Annotated in this window: 14 protein-coding genes and 2 pseudogenes; 11 read left to right on the top strand and 5 right to left on the bottom strand. The window is 62.5% G+C overall.

What is annotated here, in order from left to right:
- The first annotated feature begins 230 nt into the window (after positions 1–230).
- The 8 genes and pseudogenes from NKI73_RS11215 to NKI73_RS11180 all read left to right on the top strand — a co-directional run.
- A complete protein-coding gene (locus tag NKI73_RS11215) occupies positions 231–1280 on the top strand; it encodes an isopenicillin N synthase family dioxygenase (protein ID WP_352629470.1) in 1050 nt (349 codons plus the stop codon).
- A 15-nt stretch (positions 1281–1295) separates the two neighbouring features.
- Positions 1296–2621, top strand: coding sequence for an O-acetylhomoserine aminocarboxypropyltransferase/cysteine synthase family protein (locus NKI73_RS11210; RefSeq protein WP_352629467.1), 1326 nt, complete (start codon positions 1296–1298; stop codon positions 2619–2621).
- A 33-nt stretch (positions 2622–2654) separates the two neighbouring features.
- Positions 2655–3674, top strand: a complete 1020-nt coding sequence (locus NKI73_RS11205; protein WP_352629465.1) for an isopenicillin N synthase family dioxygenase — start codon at positions 2655–2657, stop codon at positions 3672–3674.
- A gap of 446 nt (positions 3675–4120) precedes the next feature.
- Positions 4121–5143, top strand: a complete 1023-nt coding sequence (locus NKI73_RS11200) for an amino acid ABC transporter substrate-binding protein (protein WP_502909559.1) — start codon at positions 4121–4123, stop codon at positions 5141–5143.
- 13 nt (positions 5144–5156) lie between these two features.
- A complete protein-coding gene (locus NKI73_RS11195; RefSeq protein ID WP_502909557.1) occupies positions 5157–6347 on the top strand; it encodes an amino acid ABC transporter permease in 1191 nt (396 codons plus the stop codon).
- Positions 6344–7426, top strand: coding sequence for an amino acid ABC transporter permease (locus NKI73_RS11190; RefSeq protein ID WP_352629459.1), 1083 nt, complete (start codon positions 6344–6346; stop codon positions 7424–7426). The genes NKI73_RS11195 and NKI73_RS11190 overlap by 4 nt, the downstream gene beginning before the upstream one ends.
- 176 nt (positions 7427–7602) lie before the next feature.
- The gene (locus tag NKI73_RS11185; protein ID WP_352629457.1) at positions 7603–8925 is read left to right on the top strand and encodes an LLM class flavin-dependent oxidoreductase; all 1323 of its coding nucleotides are present in this window, start codon (positions 7603–7605) and stop codon (positions 8923–8925) included.
- 126 nt (positions 8926–9051) lie between these two features.
- Positions 9052–9219 (top strand): annotated as a pseudogene (locus NKI73_RS11180) (ornithine cyclodeaminase); the annotation flags it as partial.
- Here NKI73_RS11180 and NKI73_RS11175 read toward each other — a convergent pair.
- The 5 genes and pseudogenes from NKI73_RS11175 to NKI73_RS11155 form a co-directional block, all read right to left on the bottom strand.
- Positions 9212–9283: pseudogene (locus NKI73_RS11175) on the bottom strand (hypothetical protein); the annotation flags it as partial. The pseudogenes NKI73_RS11180 and NKI73_RS11175 overlap by 8 nt on opposite strands.
- 4 nt (positions 9284–9287) lie before the next feature.
- A complete protein-coding gene (locus NKI73_RS11170) occupies positions 9288–10400 on the bottom strand; it encodes an alcohol dehydrogenase family protein (RefSeq protein ID WP_352629455.1) in 1113 nt (370 codons plus the stop codon).
- Between the two features lie 9 nt (positions 10401–10409).
- A complete protein-coding gene (locus NKI73_RS11165) occupies positions 10410–11789 on the bottom strand; it encodes an aspartate aminotransferase family protein (RefSeq protein ID WP_352629454.1) in 1380 nt (459 codons plus the stop codon).
- A 35-nt stretch (positions 11790–11824) separates the two neighbouring features.
- The gene (locus tag NKI73_RS11160) at positions 11825–13318 is read right to left on the bottom strand and encodes an NAD-dependent succinate-semialdehyde dehydrogenase (RefSeq protein WP_352629452.1); all 1494 of its coding nucleotides are present in this window, start codon (positions 13316–13318) and stop codon (positions 11825–11827) included.
- Between the two features lie 130 nt (positions 13319–13448).
- Complete coding sequence (locus NKI73_RS11155) at positions 13449–13940, bottom strand: Lrp/AsnC family transcriptional regulator (protein ID WP_352629666.1); 492 nt, start codon at positions 13938–13940, stop codon at positions 13449–13451.
- An 83-nt stretch (positions 13941–14023) separates the two neighbouring features.
- Here NKI73_RS11155 and ehuR point away from each other — a divergent pair, with 83 nt between their 5' ends.
- The 3 genes from ehuR to ehuB all read left to right on the top strand — a co-directional run bounded on the left by ehuR (position 14024) and on the right by ehuB (position 17247).
- On the top strand, positions 14024–15409 hold the full coding sequence (gene ehuR, locus NKI73_RS11150) for a MocR-like ectoine utilization transcription factor EhuR (protein ID WP_352629450.1): 1386 nt from the start codon (positions 14024–14026) through the stop codon (positions 15407–15409).
- Between the two features lie 126 nt (positions 15410–15535).
- Positions 15536–16327 carry an ectoine/hydroxyectoine ABC transporter ATP-binding protein EhuA gene (ehuA, locus tag NKI73_RS11145; RefSeq protein ID WP_352629449.1) on the top strand — a complete coding sequence of 264 codons (792 nt, stop codon included), beginning with the start codon at positions 15536–15538 and terminating at the stop codon, positions 16325–16327.
- Between the two features lie 68 nt (positions 16328–16395).
- Complete coding sequence (gene ehuB, locus NKI73_RS11140) at positions 16396–17247, top strand: ectoine/hydroxyectoine ABC transporter substrate-binding protein EhuB (RefSeq protein ID WP_352629447.1); 852 nt, start codon at positions 16396–16398, stop codon at positions 17245–17247.
- Positions 17248–17284 lie beyond the last annotated feature (37 nt).

Genomic DNA, 17284 nt, shown 5'->3' with positions numbered 1-17284 from the left:
GGAAGGTGTCGCGCCGTGGTTAGCGTTGTCTCATGACTAAGGGATAGTCGAAGGAAATCCGGCAGACGCATCGTGCAGAGAATAGCCGCCAAAAATATTATTTTCCGGAAAGCGATAATATGCAGCGCTGACTTTCTTTCATGCGCCCTCAGATTGGATCATCCGTTGCTTTGATCGGGACGCTCAGCGTGTCACCTTAAACGCGTTATCCATATCCAGAGTGCTTGCCAATGGCCGATTCTACTTCTCCTCGCCAATTGCCCATTCTGGATTTCTCCCGCTTTGACGGCGGGTCCGCGTCACGGCATTCCTTTCTGGAGGACCTGCGGTCGATCGCCCGCGACGTCGGTTTTTTCTACCTGACAGGGCATGGAATCGCCCAGTCGCAGATCGATGATGTGCTGCGCGTTTCCAGGCAATTCTTTGGGCTTCCCGAGGCTGCCAAGCTCGAAATCGAAATGGTCAACTCGCCACATTTTCGCGGCTATAACCGTGTCGGCCAGGAACGGACCAAGGGTCAGCGCGACTGGCGCGAGCAGGTCGATATAGGCTCCGAGGCGCCGGCCTTCCCTCTCGATCCCAAGCTGCCTGTCTGGACCCGGCTGGAGGGTCCTAACCAATGGCCGAACGCTCTGCCCGAGCTGCAGCCAGTGCTGCTCAACTGGCAATCGGAACTCACCGACCTGTCGACCAGGCTGCTGCAGGCCTTTGCCATCGCGCTCGAGCAGGACAAGGACGTCTTTGCCTCGATCTATCGCGGCACGCCCAATCACCTCATCAAGATCATCCGCTATCCGGGCCGTGATGCGACCGAGAGCGAGCAAGGCGTCGGTGCGCACAAGGACAGCGGTTTTCTGACCTTGCTGCTGCAAGAGAAGCAAAAGGGACTGGAAGTTGAAACCGAGAGCGGCTGGATCGACGCAGAGCCGCGCCCGGGCACGTTCGTCGTCAACATCGGCGAACTCCTCGAAATGGCGACGGACGGCTATCTGAAGGCGACGGTTCACCGCGTCGTCACGCCGCCGGCCGGTGCCGATCGGCTCTCGGTGGCATTCTTCCTGGGCGCGCCGTTCGATGCCGAGGTGCCCTTGCTGGAACTCGCTCCTCATCTGAAAGCGCAAGCCGGCGGCATCACGCGCGATCCGCAAAATCCGCTGTTCCGCAATTCCGGGCAGAACGCCCTGAAGAGCCGGCTGCGTTCACATCCCGATGTCGCCCAACGCCATCATGCCGACCTCCTCGCGGCCCAGGGCCACGCCGAACTCGTTCCCATCGCTTGAACCGGAGAATTGACGATGACGCTCGAGAACCTTGCACCCGAAACGCTGGCCCTGCATGGCGGCACATACCGTTCCGACCCAGCGACAGGGGCGGTTGCGGTGCCGATTTACCAGACGACATCGTACCAGTTCCGGGACACGGATCATGCCGACAAGCTGTTCTCGCTCGATGAGGACGGACACATCTACACGCGCGTATCCAACCCGACACAAGACGCCTTCGAGCAGCGCATTGCGGCGATCGAAGGCGGTGCCGCGGCGTTGGCCGTTTCGTCCGGACAGGCTGCTTCCGCCTATTCGGTTCTCAACCTCGCCGGGGCCGGCGACAACATTGTCTCATCGACCGATCTCTATGGCGGGACCTGGGCGCTGTTTGCCGCAACGCTGAAGCATTTCGGCGTCGAGGTGCGGTTCGTCGATCCGTCCGATCCAGAGAATTTCCGCCGCGCCACCGACGCGCGAACACGCGCCTACTACGCGGAATCGCTGCCCAATCCCAAGCTGCATGTCTTCCCTATCAAGGAAGTCGCCGACATTGGCCGGTCGCTCGGCGTGCCGCTCATCGTCGACAACACGGCGGCGCCGCTGATTCTGCGGCCGTTCGACCATGGTGCTGCCGTCGTCGTCTACTCCGCCACCAAATATATCGGCGGCCACGGCACGACGATTGGCGGCCTCATCATCGACGGCGGCAATTTTCCCTGGGAAGAGCATGCCGAGCGCTTTCCCACGCTCAACCAGCCGGATCCGAGCTATCATGGCAAGATCTGGGTGGAGGCGGTCAAGCCGCTCGGACCCGTCGCCTATATCGTGCGCATCAGGACCGTGCTGTTGCGCGATATCGGCGCCGCGATCAGCCCCTTCAGCGCGTTCCAGCTGCTGCAGGGGCTGGAGACGCTGCCGCTCCGCATTCGCCAGCATAGCGAGAATGCGATCAAGGTGGCGGAATATCTGAAGGCCCACCCGAAAGTCTCGAGCGTCATCTTCCCGCGCTACCAGTCGGGTGAAGAGAAACGGCGGGCCGACTACTATCTGCGAAACGGCAGCTTTGGCGCCCTGGTCGGTTTCGAGCTGAAGGATGGCCGCGAGGCGGGGCGCAGCTTCATCAATGGGCTGAAGCTGCTGTATCACGTTGCCAATATCGGCGACGCAAGATCGTTGGCAATCCACCCTTCGACCACGACGCATTCCCAGCTTTCACCCGAAGACCAACTCGCGACCGGCGTGACGCCCGGCTATGTCCGTTTGTCGATCGGCATCGAGCATCCCGACGACATCATCCGTGATCTCGACCAGGCGCTCGATCAGGCGGAGGGCGAGAGAGAATTGAAAGCTGCTTAGATCCACAAGGCAGAGAAAAGAAGGAACCTGACCATGCCCAGAATTGTGCCGGTGCTCGATCTGAGCCGTCTCCAACAAGGTGCGTCCGAATATCGTACCTTTCTCCTGGACCTGCGTACGGCGGCCCGGGATGTCGGCTTCTTCTACCTCAGCGGCCACGGGATTTCCGCCTCGGAGATCGACGACGTGCTCGATGCCTCGCGCCGGTTCTTCGCGTTGCCCGAGGCCGACAAGCTGGCGATCGAAATGGTCAAATCCCAGCAGTTTCGCGGCTACACCCGCGCCGGCGGCGAACTGACCAAGGGCGCGGCCGACTGGCGCGAGCAACTCGACATCGGCGTCGAGCGCCAGCCCATACAGCAAGGACCTGGAATTGCGCCCTGGACGCGGCTGCAAGGGCCGAACCAATGGCCCCAGGCATTGCCGGATCTCAAGCCGGCGCTGCTGGCGTGGCAGATCAAGGCGACGGCAGTGGCGACCCGCTTGCTGAAGGCCTTCGCGCTGTCGCTCGATCAGCCCGAGGACGCCTTCGACGCGATCTACCGCGACTCGCCCAACCATCGCATGAAGATCGTGCGCTATCCCGGCCGTGATGCGACCGAAGGCGACCAGGGCGTCGGCGCGCACAAGGATGGCGGCTTCCTGACCCTGCTGCTGCAGGACGACAACAAGGGGCTGCAGGTCGAGTATGATGGAAGCTGGGTGAATGTCGACCCGATCCCCGGAACGCTGGTCGTCAACATCGGCGAACTGCTCGAACTGGCATCGAATGGCTACCTGCGCGCCACCGTGCACCGCGTCGTGACGCCGCCTGCCGGCGTCGAGCGGATTTCCGTTCCCTTCTTTTTCAGCGCGCGGCTCGATGCGACCATACCGCTTCTCAGCCTTTCCGAGGAACTGGCGGCGCAGGCGCGCGGACCGGCAAGCGATCCCGACAACCCATTGTTCCGCGATGTCGGGACCAATGTGCTCAAAAGCCGACTGCGTTCACATCCCGACGTGGCACGCCGCCATTACGCTGATCTCCTCCAGACTGGAACCGCGGGCTCGTAACGGTTGCTGAGCACGAATTTTTGCTCATTTGTATATTTTTGGAATTTCATTCGTCGCCAAGTCACCGAAATAGGCTCAAACAGGTAAAATCGTTCGGCAGTTTCCTCCCATTCCGCTGAACGGTGTTCCCCTCTGAAGGTTTTAACCTTCTTTTGGCCGGGCCGTATTCGAGCCCGGCCATTTTTTGTCCCGGGACCTCCTTCTTCAGCCGTGCCGGAACGTGTCTTTCGCGAGGGAAACACATTCGGAAACGGTGCAGGTTCGCATTCGCCGCCAATGGGCATTTTCGAAGCAATCTGCTTTCCGGACAGGCAGAAAATTGGATTGCCGTTCCTTAGTCTACAAAAATTATAGAGTTAACTTCGAGGCAGTCGAACAGAGCGGGGGACGTTCCGCGGTCGGCTGGCAACAATGAACCTCAGGAGTTGACTGACATGACGATTGCAATGCGGCCTGGCGCCGGTTGGAGGACGGCTCTGGCGACGACGCTGGTGGTGGCGGCAGGGCTGTTTTCGACCGCGACCTATGCAGGCCCGACGCTCGACAAGATCAAGGAGCGCGGCTCCATCAAGGTCGGTGTCGGCACGACACCCGGCTTCTTCTCGCCGGACAGCAACGGTCGCTGGCAAGGTTTCTTCGCCGACTACGGCCGTGCCCTGGCGATCACCGTCTTTGGCGATCCGGAAAAGGTGGAGTTCACCAATTCCTCGCCGCAACAGCGTCTGCCGGCGCTCCAGGCGGGTGAATTCGACGTGTTGCTGTCGGGTGTGACGGTGACCATCACGCGTGCCTTCCAGTTGGGCTTCCATTTCGGCCCGACGGTTTTCTATGACGGCCAGGGCATCCTGGTGCGCAAGGATCTCGGCGTGACCAAGGCAGCCGACCTCGATGGCGCCACCATCGGCGTTCAGAGCGGCACGACGGGCGAATTGAACATCGCCGACTTCTTCCGCAAGACCGGCAAGAAGTTCACGCCGGTGACGATCGAGGACACCGGTGAGTTCATCAACGCGCTGGAGACAGGTCGCGTCGATGCCATCACGCAAGATTCGTCCGATCTCGTCGGCAAGCGCACCCAGCTGAAGAAGCCCGACGACTATATCATCCTGCCCGAGCGACTGTCGAAGGAACCACTTGCACCGGCGATCGCCGGCGGCGACGACCGCTGGCTCGAGATCGTCAACTGGACGGTCAACGCCACCATCCAGGCCGAGGAATGGGGCATCACCAGCAAGAATGTCGACGAATTCCTCAAATCGCCAGACCCGGCCATCCAGCGCTTTCTCGGCGTCGACCCGTCGCTCGCCCAGGCAATCGGCCTCGATCCGAAATGGGCCTACAACATCATCAAGACTGTCGGCAATTATGGCGAAATCTACGACCGCAATTTGAAGCCGCTCGGTTGGGAGCGTGGCTACAACAGCCTGTGGACCAATGGCGGTCTGCTCTATTCGCCGCCGTTCCGCTAAGCCCCTTCGATCCATGTCATTGACTGACGAAACCGTGCCGGGTCCAGACGGACCCGGCATTTTGCGCAAGATGTCCCTGTGGTGGGGCAACTGGCCGCTGACGCAGGTCGCTGTGATCGCGGCGGTCATCGCCCTGTTCTGGCTGCTTGGCCACAACACGGCTGGGATGATGGCTCGCATCGGCATCACGCCAGGCTTCGAATTCCTCAGCCGGCCGGCGAATTTCGAGATTGGCGAAGCGCCGATCGCCTTCAAGGCGGGCGATCCGTATGCGCGCGCAATCCTGGCTGGCCTTCTCAACACGCTGAAAGCGGCCACGCTTGGTTGTGTGCTGGCCACCATTCTCGGCGTCGTTCTCGGTGTTGCCGGCCTGTCGGGCAATCTGTTGCTGGCGGCGCTTGTGCGCTGGTATGTGGAGATCATCCGCAACACGCCGCTTCTGCTTCAGCTCTTCTTCTGGATTTCGCTGGCAAAATCGTTTCCGTCGCCACGGCAGGCACTCTCGGTCTTCGACAGCTTCTTCCTCACCAACCGGGGCGTGTTTGTTCCAGGGCTTGGCTTTCATGGGATGTCGGTTTCGACGCTCTGGCTGCTTGTCGGCCTCGTCACAAGCTACCTGGCTTTCCTTGCATGGTCGCGGCGCAAGGGCAGTTTGCCCGTCAGGCGGCTAGGCCTGGCAACCGCAGGACTGCTGGGGGGCATTCTGCTGGCCTTTCCACTGACCGGCGCCGGCGCGACCTGGGACATACCGGCATTGGCCGGCTTCAACATCCGTGGCGGCTACAATCTGACTCCGGAATTCGCGGCCCTGCTGACCGGCCTCGTGGTAAAATTCTCGGCCGCCATTGCCGAGATCGTGCGAGCCGGTATCCAGTCGGTCGACCGCGGTCAATGGGAGGCATCGAGGGCGCTCGGTCTGCACAACGGTCAGATCATGCGCCTCATCGTGCTGCCGCAGGCATTGCGCGTCATCACGCCGCTGACGACGTCCAGCTATCTGGACCTGACCAAGGATTCCAGCCTTGCTGTCGCCATCGGCTACCCTGACCTTGTCAGCATCATCAACACCACGGCCAACACGACGGGACAGTCGCTCGAAGCGCTGACGCTGCTGATTGCCATCTATCTGGCAATCAACCTGTCCGTCTCGGCGGCGATGAACCTGTACAACAAGCGTGTCGCTCTAAGGGGAGCAAGGGTATGAGCATCTCCGAGGCTCTCGATGCGCGGGCATGGCGATCTTCGGCAACGCTGCAGACGTTGAAAATCGGGCTTTTCGGCACGCCGCTCAATTCGATCATCACCGTCGTCACGGTGGTGCTGCTGGGCTGGATCGTACCGCCGCTGCTGCGCTGGGGCATATTCGACGCGACATGGACAGGAACGTCGGCCGACTGTGCGCTCGCCACCGGCGCCTGCTGGGCGTTCGTGGCGGCAAAGTTCCGCTTCATCCTGTTCGCCTTCTACCCGCCGGCGCTGCAATGGCGGCCACTGGTCGTCATGGTGCTGTTGCTGGGGCTTCTCGTCATCACCGCGCAACCGCGATACTGGCGCAAGGGACTGCTCGCCGCCTGGTTTGTCGTGATCGCCGCCAGTTGGATCCTGATGTCCGGCACGCTGGTGCCTCCCGCCGTCCCTTCGAACCAGTGGGGCGGGCTGGCCGTAACGCTGTTCGTATGGTCGGTCTGCTTCGGCCTGGCGACGCCGCTGGCGATCCTGCTGGCACTGGCGCGGCGCTCCAGCATGGGCGGCCTGCGCACGCTTGCGATTGCCTTTATCGAACTGATGCGTGGCACGCCGATGGTGGCCATCCTCTATGTGGCGATGCTCATCCTGCCAATGGCCATCCCGAATGGCCAGATAATCGACAAGAATGTCCGGGCGATGATCATGATTACGCTGTTCTGGTCGGCCTATGTCGCCGAAGTCGTTCGCGCCGGCCTCCAAGCGATCCCGGCGGGCCAGTATGAGGCCGCCACGGCGCTTGGCCTCGGCTATTGGCGCACGATGCAGCTCGTTGTCCTGCCGCAGGCGCTGCGCCTGGTCATTCCCGGCATGGTCAATCTGGCGATCGGCTTCCTGCTGGCGACATCGCTGCTTGCCGTCATCGGCATTTTCGACCTGCTCAATGCGGCCCGATCCTCGGCGACCGATCCGCAGTGGCTCGGCTACTACGACGAGGCCTATCTGTTCGCTGCGCTGATCTATTTCGCGCTGTGCTTCGGCGGCTCACGCTACAGTCTCTGGCTGGAGACATATCTGCGCCGGTCGCAGCATCACTGAGCCCATAAAGCTCGCTGCGGCCTGCCGGCGCAGCGCTGTGCCATTTTGCGCTGGCGGCGGGGAAGCGAATGCTGCGGAAGCGCGTGGCGGTGGAACCCAATACCTTCCCCGCGCCTTGTCGGAGGCCGATCCTCGCCCAGATTTGTTCAATCTCCAACGTTCGAGATATCCGTCAAATGACACAGAAACAATTGCGCCTTGGCGCCTTCATGCGTCCTGTCAGCCTGCATACCGGCGCCTGGCGCTATCCGGGCGCCTATCCCGATGCCAATTTCAATTTCGCGCATCTGAAACGCTTCGCCCAGACCCTGGAGGCGGCGAAATTCGACGCCTTCTTCATGGCCGACCATCTGGCCGTTCTCAACATGCCGATCGAGGCGCTGCGGCGCAGCCACACTGTCACGTCGTTCGAGCCGTTCACGCTGCTGTCGGCGCTCGCCGCCGTCACCGACCATATCGGGCTGGTCGCTACCGCATCGACGACGTTCGACGCGCCCTATCATGTTGCCCGCCGCTTCGCCTCGCTGGACCATATCAGCGGCGGACGCGCCGGCTGGAACATTGTCACCACGTCCAACCCTGACGCGGCGCTGAACTTCGGCCTCGACGAGCATGTCGAGCATGACGAGCGTTATCGGCGGGCACGGGAATTCTACGATGTCGTCACCGGCCTGTGGGACAGCTTCGCCGACGATGCCTTTATCCGCGACGCCGAAAGCGGGCTCTATTTCGACCCCGCAAAGCTGCATGTGCTTGACCATAAGGGCGAGCATCTTTCGGTGCGCGGTCCGCTCAACATCGCGCGGCCGGTGCAGGGCTGGCCGGTCATCGTCCAGGCCGGCGCGTCGGAGGCAGGACGCCAACTGGCTGCCGAAACGGCGGAAGTCATTTTTGCCGCCCATGCCGATCTCGCCTCGGGGCAGCGTTTCTTTGCCGATGTTAAAGGCCGTGCGGAGAAACTTGGCCGCTCGCGCGACGACATCAAGATCCTGCCCGGTGCGTTTGTCGTGGTCGGCGACAGCCTCGAGGACGCACAGGCCAAACGGGCGAAGCTCGACAGCCTCGTCTATTATGAGAGCGGCATTGCCTCGCTGTCGATCGCCATCGGACATGACGCGTCCGGTTTTGACCCGGACGGGCTCTTGCCCGAAATCCCCGAGACCAATGCCAGCAAGAGCGGCCGCGAGCGTGTCATCGAACTAGCGCGCGAGGAGCACCTGACCGTCAGGCAGCTTGCGCAGAGGTTGGGCGGCTATTCCGGCCTTGCTTTTGTAGGCACGCCTGAAACAATCGCCGACGAGATGGAGGAATGGCTGATCGCTGAAGGCTCCGACGGGTTCAACATCATGTTTCCCCACCTACCTGCCGGGCTTGATGATTTTGCCGAAAAGGTCGTGCCCGAACTGCAGCGGCGCGGCATCTTCAGGCGGCAATATGAGGGATCAACGCTACGCGAAAATCTCGGCCTGAAGCGGCCACCCAATCGGTTTTTCGAGTAGAGCGTTGTTCGCAGAGAGGGCTCCAATGTCGATCCAGACGCGCCGTTCGCCCCTGGCGGCGATGATGAAGGCGCACAACGCGCATCGCCAGGACTGACCGCCTGCATGCGGCAAGGATAAGAAAAAATGATTCCCAATCTCGACATCGTCCCCTTCGTCAGCGTTGACCACATGATGAAGCTGGTGCTGAAGATCGGTGTCGAGCGCTTCCCCGTCGAACTCGTCGGCTACATCGAGGACGATTTCCGCCGCTGGGAGCTGTTCGATAAGACATCGCGCGTCACATGTTCTTCGGGTGGCCGTTGACGTATTTGAAGCCGTAGACCTCGCCGTCGCTGGTCGGCATCAGCTCAATGACGTGGTCAAGTTGCTAGGATAGCCGAACCCCACATCGCATCCGGCACCACCACCAGCTTGCCGACGAAATCCTTGGCGATGAAGTCCGCCTGCGCATGGTGGAAATCGGAGAGCTTGTAGACGCCGCCGACCAGCGGCCGGATCTTTTTCGCCTCGATGTATCCAACGATGCGGCGGAAATCCGCGCGCGTGCCTTGGCTCGAGCCATGCAACTGCAATTGCTTCAGGTACATGGTCCTGAGATCGAGCTGGACGACCGGGCCGGCGATAGCGCCCGCCGTGGTGTAGCGGCCCTCGGGCCGCAGGATGCGCAGGAGGTCGTTGAAGATGGCGCCGCCGACGAGGTCGGCGACCACGTCGATCGGCTGGCCGCCGGTCACCTCGTTCACGGCATGCGGCAGGTCGGCAACGCCACGGGTGATGACAGCCTCTGCGCCGATGTCGCGCACCGCCTGCTCCTTGCCCTTGCCGACGACGGCATAGGGGATGGCGCCGCGCGCCCGTGCCAGCTGCACGATGCCGGAGCCGACACCGCCCGAGGCGCCAGTGACCAGCACGCGTTCGCCGGCTTTCAGGCTCGCGCGTTCCAGCATCTGTTCGCCGGTCAGATAGGCGCAGCAGAAGGTGGCGAGCTCGACATCGCTCATGTCCGTGTCGACGACATGAGCATTCTCGGCCGGCACGGCCTGATATTCGGCGTAACCGCCGTCGCGGCCGTGGCCCATATAGTCGATGTCGGCGAGCGAATCGTCGTCGCGGTTGTAGATCGAGAAATCGACCATCACCCGTTCGCCGATACGATCAGGCGAAACGCCTTCGCCAACAGCAGCGATGGTGCCGACGGTGTCGGTGCCCTGGATGCGTGGGAAGCTCAGCGTGTTGCCCTGACGCCGCCACGTCGACACGGCGGCAGCATCCTCTTCCGTGCCATAGGCGCCCTGGCGCACCCAGACATCGGTGTTGTTCATCCCGCAAGCGGTGACCTTGACCAACACCTCACCAGGAGCAGGCACGGGCACTTTGACATCGCTGCGATAGACGAGCTTTTCCGGTCCGCCGTGCCCTGTGAGCAGCACGGCGGCCATGGTGGCGGGGAGGGTTCTGGTCATGGCATTCATGAGTCGATCTCAGAGATTGGAAAACACGCTCTTGACCGCATCGGCGGTCTTCGAAACGACGATGTCGGCTTCTTCGCGGGTCAGGCAGAGCGGTGGCGCGAAGCCGAGAATGTCGCCCTGCGGCATGGCGCGGCCGATGACCCCGCTTGCTGCAAGCGTCGTCGCAACCTGCGGTCCGATCTTGAGCGAAGCATCGAAGAACACCCGGTCGTCCTTGTCGGCAACGAACTCGACCGCCGCCAGCATGCCGTCGCCGCGCACGTCGCCGACATGTTTGTGACCGCCGACCGCCTTGGCCAGTTCGGCGCGGAAATAGGCGCCGGTCTCGCGGGCATTGGTCACAAGATCCATCTCGTCGATTAGTTCGAGATTGGCGACGCCGGCGGCAACGCAGATCGGATGCGCCGAATAGGTCCAGCCATGGCCGAGCGAGCCGAGCTTATCGGAGCCCTGCACCAGCACCTGCCACATCTTGTCGGCGACGATGACGCCCGACAGCGGCGCATAGGCCGAGGTTAGGCCCTTGGCGATGGTGATCAGGTCCGGCTTGATGCCGTAATGGTCGGAGCCGAACATGGTGCCCAGCCGGCCGAAGCCCGTCACCACTTCGTCGGCGACCAGCAGCACGTCGTGCTTCTTCAGCACCGCCTGGATCTTCTCCCAGTAGCCAGCCGGCGGCGGCACGATGCCGCCGGTGCCGAGGATCGGCTCGCCGATAAAGGCGGCGACGGTCTCCGGCCCCTCGGCCAGGATCATCTCCTCGAGCTTGTCGGCGCAATGCTGCGAAAACTGCTCCTCGCTCATCGAGCGGTCGGCGCGGCGGAAATAATACGGCGCCTCGGTGTGCAGGATCGGCGCGCGTGGCAGGTCGAAGGCGTTGTGGAACAGGTCGAGCCCGGTCAGCGATCCGGTCATCACGCCCGAGCCGTGATAGCCGCGCCAGCGCGAGATGATCTTCTTCTTCTCCGGCCGGCCGAGCACGTTGTTGTAGTACCAGATCAGCTTGATGTTGGTTTCGTTGGCATCGGAGCCCGAGAGGCCGAAATAGACCCTCGACATGCCTTGCGGCGCGCGGTCGATGATCATCTTGGCGAGCGTGATCGAGGCTTCGGTGCCGTGGCCGACATAGGCGTGGTAGTAGGCGAGGTTCTTCGCCTGGGCGGCGATGGCGTCTGAAATCTTCTGCCGGCCGTAGCCGACATTGACGCAATAGAGGCCGGCGAAGGCGTCGAGGCTCTTCTTGCCATTGTTGTCCCACACAGTGACGCCTTCACCGCCGGCCATGATGCGCGTCGGGCTCTCGCCGCGCGCGTGCGTGCCCATATGGGTCGAGGGATGGAACAAGTGATCGCGATCCCAGGCGGCGAGTTCGTTGGACTGGTCGAGCATTTTTTGACTCCTTGAGAGAAATGGCCGGGCGAAATCTAAGCGACGTCCAGGCAGAGATACTTTAGATCGGTGAAAGCTTCGAGCCCGTGTCGCGAACCTTCGCGGCCGATGCCGGATTGCTTGACGCCGCCGAACGGGATCGGCGCGCCGGTGATCTTGACGCGGTTGATGGCGACCATGCCGTAGTCGAGCGCGCGGCCCATGCGCTGCTGACGGGCGCCGTTTTCGGTCACGACATAAGCGACGAGGCCATATTCGGTGGCATTGGCGCGGGCGATCACCTCATCCTCGCTGTCGAACGGCGTCACCGCAGCGACCGGCCCAAACGTTTCTTCGCGCATGATCAGCGCTTCATCGCTGACATCGGCCAGCAGCGTCGGCTGGTAGAACAGCGGCCCGGTCTCATGGCGCTTGCCGCCGGTGAGACAGCGAGCACCGTGGGTCAGGGCATCTGCGACCTGCTCCTCGACCTTCTTGACGGCGCGCTCATGCATCAGCGGTCCGATGTCGGTGTCGCCGGCAAGGCCATTGCCGGTCCGCAACGTCTCGATGCGCTCGCCGAAAGCGGCGCAGAAGCGATCGTAAACCGGGCGCTGGACATAGATGCGGTTGGCGGCCAGGCAGTCCTGGCCCGACGTGGCGAATTTGGCGTCGATGGCGATGTTCACTGCTTTGTCGATGTCGGCGTCGGCAAAGACGATCAGCGGCGCATGCCCGCCAAGCTCCATCACCAGCCGCTTCATCGTCGGCGCGCTCTGGGCGGCGATCAGCCGGCCGATCTCGGTTGAGCCGGTGAAGCTCATGGCGCGAACGCGTGGATCTTCGCACATCCGTCCGACGATGGTCGAAGCCTTGCCGGTGATGATGTTGAAGACGCCGGCGGGCAGGCCGGCACGCTCGCCGAGTTCGGCTAATGCAAGCGCCGACAGCGGCGTCTCCGAGGACGGATGCGCAACGATGGTGCAACCGGCGGCAAGGGCCGCCGCCGCCTTGCGGGTCAGCATCGCCGACGGAAAATTCCACGGTGTGACGACACCGACGACACCGAGCGGCTCGCGCCGCACCATCATTTCGGCGTTCGGCAGATGGCTGGTGACGCTCTCGGCGTTCAGGCGTTTTGCTTCTTCAGCGTACCACTCGACGAAGGAGGCGGCATAGTCGATTTCGCCCAGCGACTCCTGCAGCGGCTTGCCCTGTTCCAGCGTCATCAGCAAAGCGAGGTCTTGCTTGGCGGCAATGATCAGCTCGAACCATTTTCGCAAGATTTTAGAACGCTCCTGCGGCAACAGCGACCGCCAGGCCGGAAAGGCGCGTGCGGCGGCATCGATCGCCTTTGTCGTCTGCCGTGCATCTAGCGCGGCGACAAAAGCGACAGTCGTGTCGGTGGCCGGATCGGTGACCTCGAAGCTTTCAGCGGCTTCGCTTGCCGTCCAGTGACCATCGACATAGGCGAGTTCACGCAGCAGCCGGCGGTCGGCCAGGCGATCGAGCGCTTCATGGCGATGCGAGCGAGCGAAATGCGCGGACATGGTCGATGCCTCCCGGTTCGGACTGATGCGGGAAGATTATCCGACCTGTGCAGACAGAGAGGCTGTTTGGATGCCTTGATGTAGAGAGTTTCTCTCTATGGCGTCGCCGCGGCAGGCGATTTCTCCGACCCTACGACGACGCCGGCAACAGGTCCGCTATGGGCAGCGCAATCTCGTCCTTCACCGTCTTGATGACGATGTAGGTGAAGTAGCGATCTATGCCGATTTCACGCTCGAGCAAGCCATCGACCAGCCGCTGATAGGCATCAATGTCGCGCGCCATCACCTTCAGCACATAGTCGACGCCGCCGCCGACCGACCAGCAGGCGACGATCTCGGGAATGTCGCGGATGACGCGCTCGAAGCGGTCGAAATCGGCCTGGCGGTGGTTGGCCAGCGTCACCTCCATCAGCACGGTGGCGACTGGCGCGACGACACGCATGGCGACCCTGGCGTGATAGCCAGAGACGATGCCGGCCTTTTCCAGCTTGCGCAGCCGCATCCAGCACGGCGTCGGCGACAGGCCGACCTGCTCGGCCAGCGCAAGCTTGGTGATGCGTCCGTCGCGCTGGATGGCGTCGAGGATTTTCAGGTCGATCGGGTCGAGTTTCGCGGCAGTCATCAGCATCCACTTTTTCGTCGACTGCACCATGACGGCGCATTATTTCGATTGTCAATTGCACTGATTTCGATCTCTAATAAGTCATGACATTGTGGCAACCCGATCCCGCGCTTATCCGGCGGCCAGCCTATCAGTCGCTTGCCGACCAGTTCGCGCGCGCCATTCATGACGGGCGCCTGGCCAATGGCGCACGGTTGCCGACGCATCGACGGCTGGCCGACGACCTCAAGCTTTCGGTGCAGACGGTCAGCCGCGCCTATGAGGAACTGATCCGCCGCGGGCTGATTTCGGGCGAGATCGGCCGCGGCAGTTTCGTCCAGACGCAGCGCCGCGAGCCGGAACCGCCCTATCTGCCGGAGCGGCTCGGCGAGGTGATTGATCTCTCGATCCTGAAACCGGTCTGCGAGCCGATGCATCTGGAGCGGCTGAAGCAGGCGTTGGGCTGGCTGGCCGATAACCTGCCGTCGAGTTCAGCGCTTTCGTTTCGGCCCAACATGGTGTTTCCGCGTCACCGCGCCGTCGCCGTCGAATGGCTGAAACTGTGCGGTCTCGACACCTCCGCGCAGAACATCAGCCTGACCAACGGCGCCACCGCCGGCATGACGGTAGCGCTGATGAGCGTGGCGCCGCCGGGATCGACGGTCGCCACCGAGGCGATCGGCCACCACACGCTGGTGCCGCTCGCCCGCTATCTCGGCTTCAATCTCGAGGGGCTGCCGATCGACGACAATGGCCTGATCCCGGAAGCGCTGGACGAGGCCTGCCGGCTTTCCGACATCCGCGCCGTGTTCGTGCAGCCCTCGGTAATCAACCCGACGGCGACGCTGATGGACGCGCGGCGGCGCGAAGAAATCGCCGCCGTCGCACGCAAGCACGACATCGCCATCATCGAGAACGATGTGCTCGGTCCCCTGGTCGAGGACCGGCCGCCGCCGGTCGCTGCGTTTGCGCCGGAGCGTACGCTCTACGTCACCTCCTTTACCAAGATCGTGGTGCCTGGCCTGCGCATCGGCTATCTCGCCGCGCCCGATCGCTATGTCGCCGCCGTCGCCAACCGGCATCTGGTCTCGAACTGGATGGCGACCCCGCTGGTGGCCGAGATCGCCACCAAATGGGTGACCGACGGCACCGCGATGGAGCTTGTCCACTGGCAGCGCGCGGCGCTGCGGCGGCGGCTGGATATAGCGGCGGAGGTGCTGGCCGGGGTCGACTATCGCGCCCGGCGTGACGGCCTGCATGTCTGGCTGCAACTGCCCGCCGACCGCGCCGAGGAGAGCTTTGTCGCCCAGGCTCGGCTTCAGGGCGTGGCGATTGCGCCCGGCACATCCTTCCGCATTTCGGATGCGCCCTGGCATCCGGCGGTGCGCATCTCGCTGGGTTCTACCACCGAGGGGGAACTGCGCGCCGGCCTCGGCGTTGTTACCAAGCTGCTGCTTGGAGATCCCGAGCACTTGCTGCTCGCTATCTAGGCTCGAATTGACCGGAAAATGTGCGCAATCAGAATAATTGTCATGATATTATTTTCCAGATTGACATGATTTGGCGCGTTCCGCATCGTTAAAGGGCACAGGCTTCTCCAGGACGGGGAAATTCATTTGTCCGCATCAGCGCCCATCATCAAGATTGACGGCATCTCGAAGAGCTTCGGCACTTTCAAAGTGCTGGACGGCCTGTCGATGCAGGTCATGCCTGGCGAGAAGCTGGCGCTGATCGGCCCGTCGGGCTCGGGCAAGACGACGATCCTGCGCATCCTGATGACGCTGGAGCGCATCGATGGCGGTCATATCCAGATCGACGGCGAGCAACTCTACCACATGGAGCGCAATGGCCAGTTGCTGCCCGCCGATGAGCGACACCTGACAAGGATGCGCCAGAAGATTGGCATGGTCTTCCAGCTGTTCAACCTGTTTCCGCACAAATGCGTCATGGACAATGTCACGCTGGCGCCGATGCTGACCAAGGGCACGCCGCGTGCTGCCGCCGAAAAGCGGGCAATGGAACTGCTTGAGATGGTCGGCATGGCCGACAAGGCCAAAAGCATGCCGGCACAGCTTTCCGGCGGGCAGAAGCAGCGTGTGGCGATCGCCCGGGCGCTCGCCCTGTCGCCGAAGATCATGCTGTTCGACGAGGTGACATCGGCGCTCGACCCGGAACTGGTCGAAGAGGTGATGAACGTCATGCGCAGGCTCGCCGCCGAGACCGACATGACCATGCTGCTGGTCACCCACGAGATGGGTTTCGCCCATGATTTCGCCGACCGGGTGCTGTTCTTCGACCGTGGCAAGATCGTCGAGGAAGGAAAGCCGGACGAGATTTTTCGCAATCCCAAACAGGAGCGCACGCAAGGCTTCCTGAAGAAGATCATCGCGGCCGGACATCGCGTCTGACCGTAATGCCAGGGGTGGCGAGGCCATCCGGAACAAAAGCAAGACAAGAAACAAAGGAGTTGGGAACAATGAAGAAACTTGGCATTTTGGCCGGCGTCGCCGGTCTTGCATTGACGGCGGTGCTGGCCGTCTCGACCGCCGGTTCGGCCGACGACAGCAAGCTCGAGCAACTGAAGGCGCAAGGCTTTGCCCGCGTCGCCATCGCCAACGAGCCGCCCTATACGGCGGTCGCCGCCGACGGCAAGGTTTCGGGCGCGGCGCCCGATGTGGCGCGTGAGATCTTCAAGCGCCTCGGCGTCGCCGACATCGTCGCCTCGATCTCGGAATATGGCGCGATGATCCCCGGCCTGCAGGCCGGGCGCTTCGACGTCGTCACCGCCGGCCTGTTCATGAAACCCGAGCGCTGCGCCGCCGTTGCCTATTCGGAACCGGTGCTGTGCGACGCCGAGGCGATGCTGGTGAAGAAGGGCAATCCGAAAGGCTTCAAGAGCTACGAGGATATCGCCAAGGATACGACCGCGACGATTGGCGCACCCGGCGGCGGCACCGAAGAGAAGCTTGCGCTCAATGCCGGCGTGCCGCGCGAGCGCGTCATTGTGGTGCCGGACGGCCAGAGCGGCGTGAAGATGCTGCAGGACGGTCGTATCGATGCCTATTCGCTGCCCGTTCTGTCGATCAACGACTTGGTCAAGAAGGCGGCCGATCCGAACCTCGAAGTCATCGCTCCGGTGCAGGGCGCGCCGGTCTATTGCGACGGCGCCGCTTTCAAGAAGGGCGACGAGGCGCTGCGCGATGCCTTCGACGTCGAACTGGCCAAGCTGAAGACATCGGGCGAGTTCGCCAAGATCATCGAGCCCTATGGCTTCTCGGCCGCGGCGGCGATGTCGACGACCCGCGACAAGCTCTGCGCGGCGAAGTAGGCGCGCCTTTTTGCCCTTCTCCCCGTTCACGGGGAGA

Origin of the sequence: Mesorhizobium sp. M0496, from assembly GCF_040321205.1 — a bacterium.
Taxonomy (GTDB): Bacteria; Pseudomonadota; Alphaproteobacteria; order Rhizobiales; family Rhizobiaceae; genus Mesorhizobium.
Note: the sequence above shows the minus strand (reverse complement) of the source record. Positions and strands in the feature narration are given on the sequence as shown.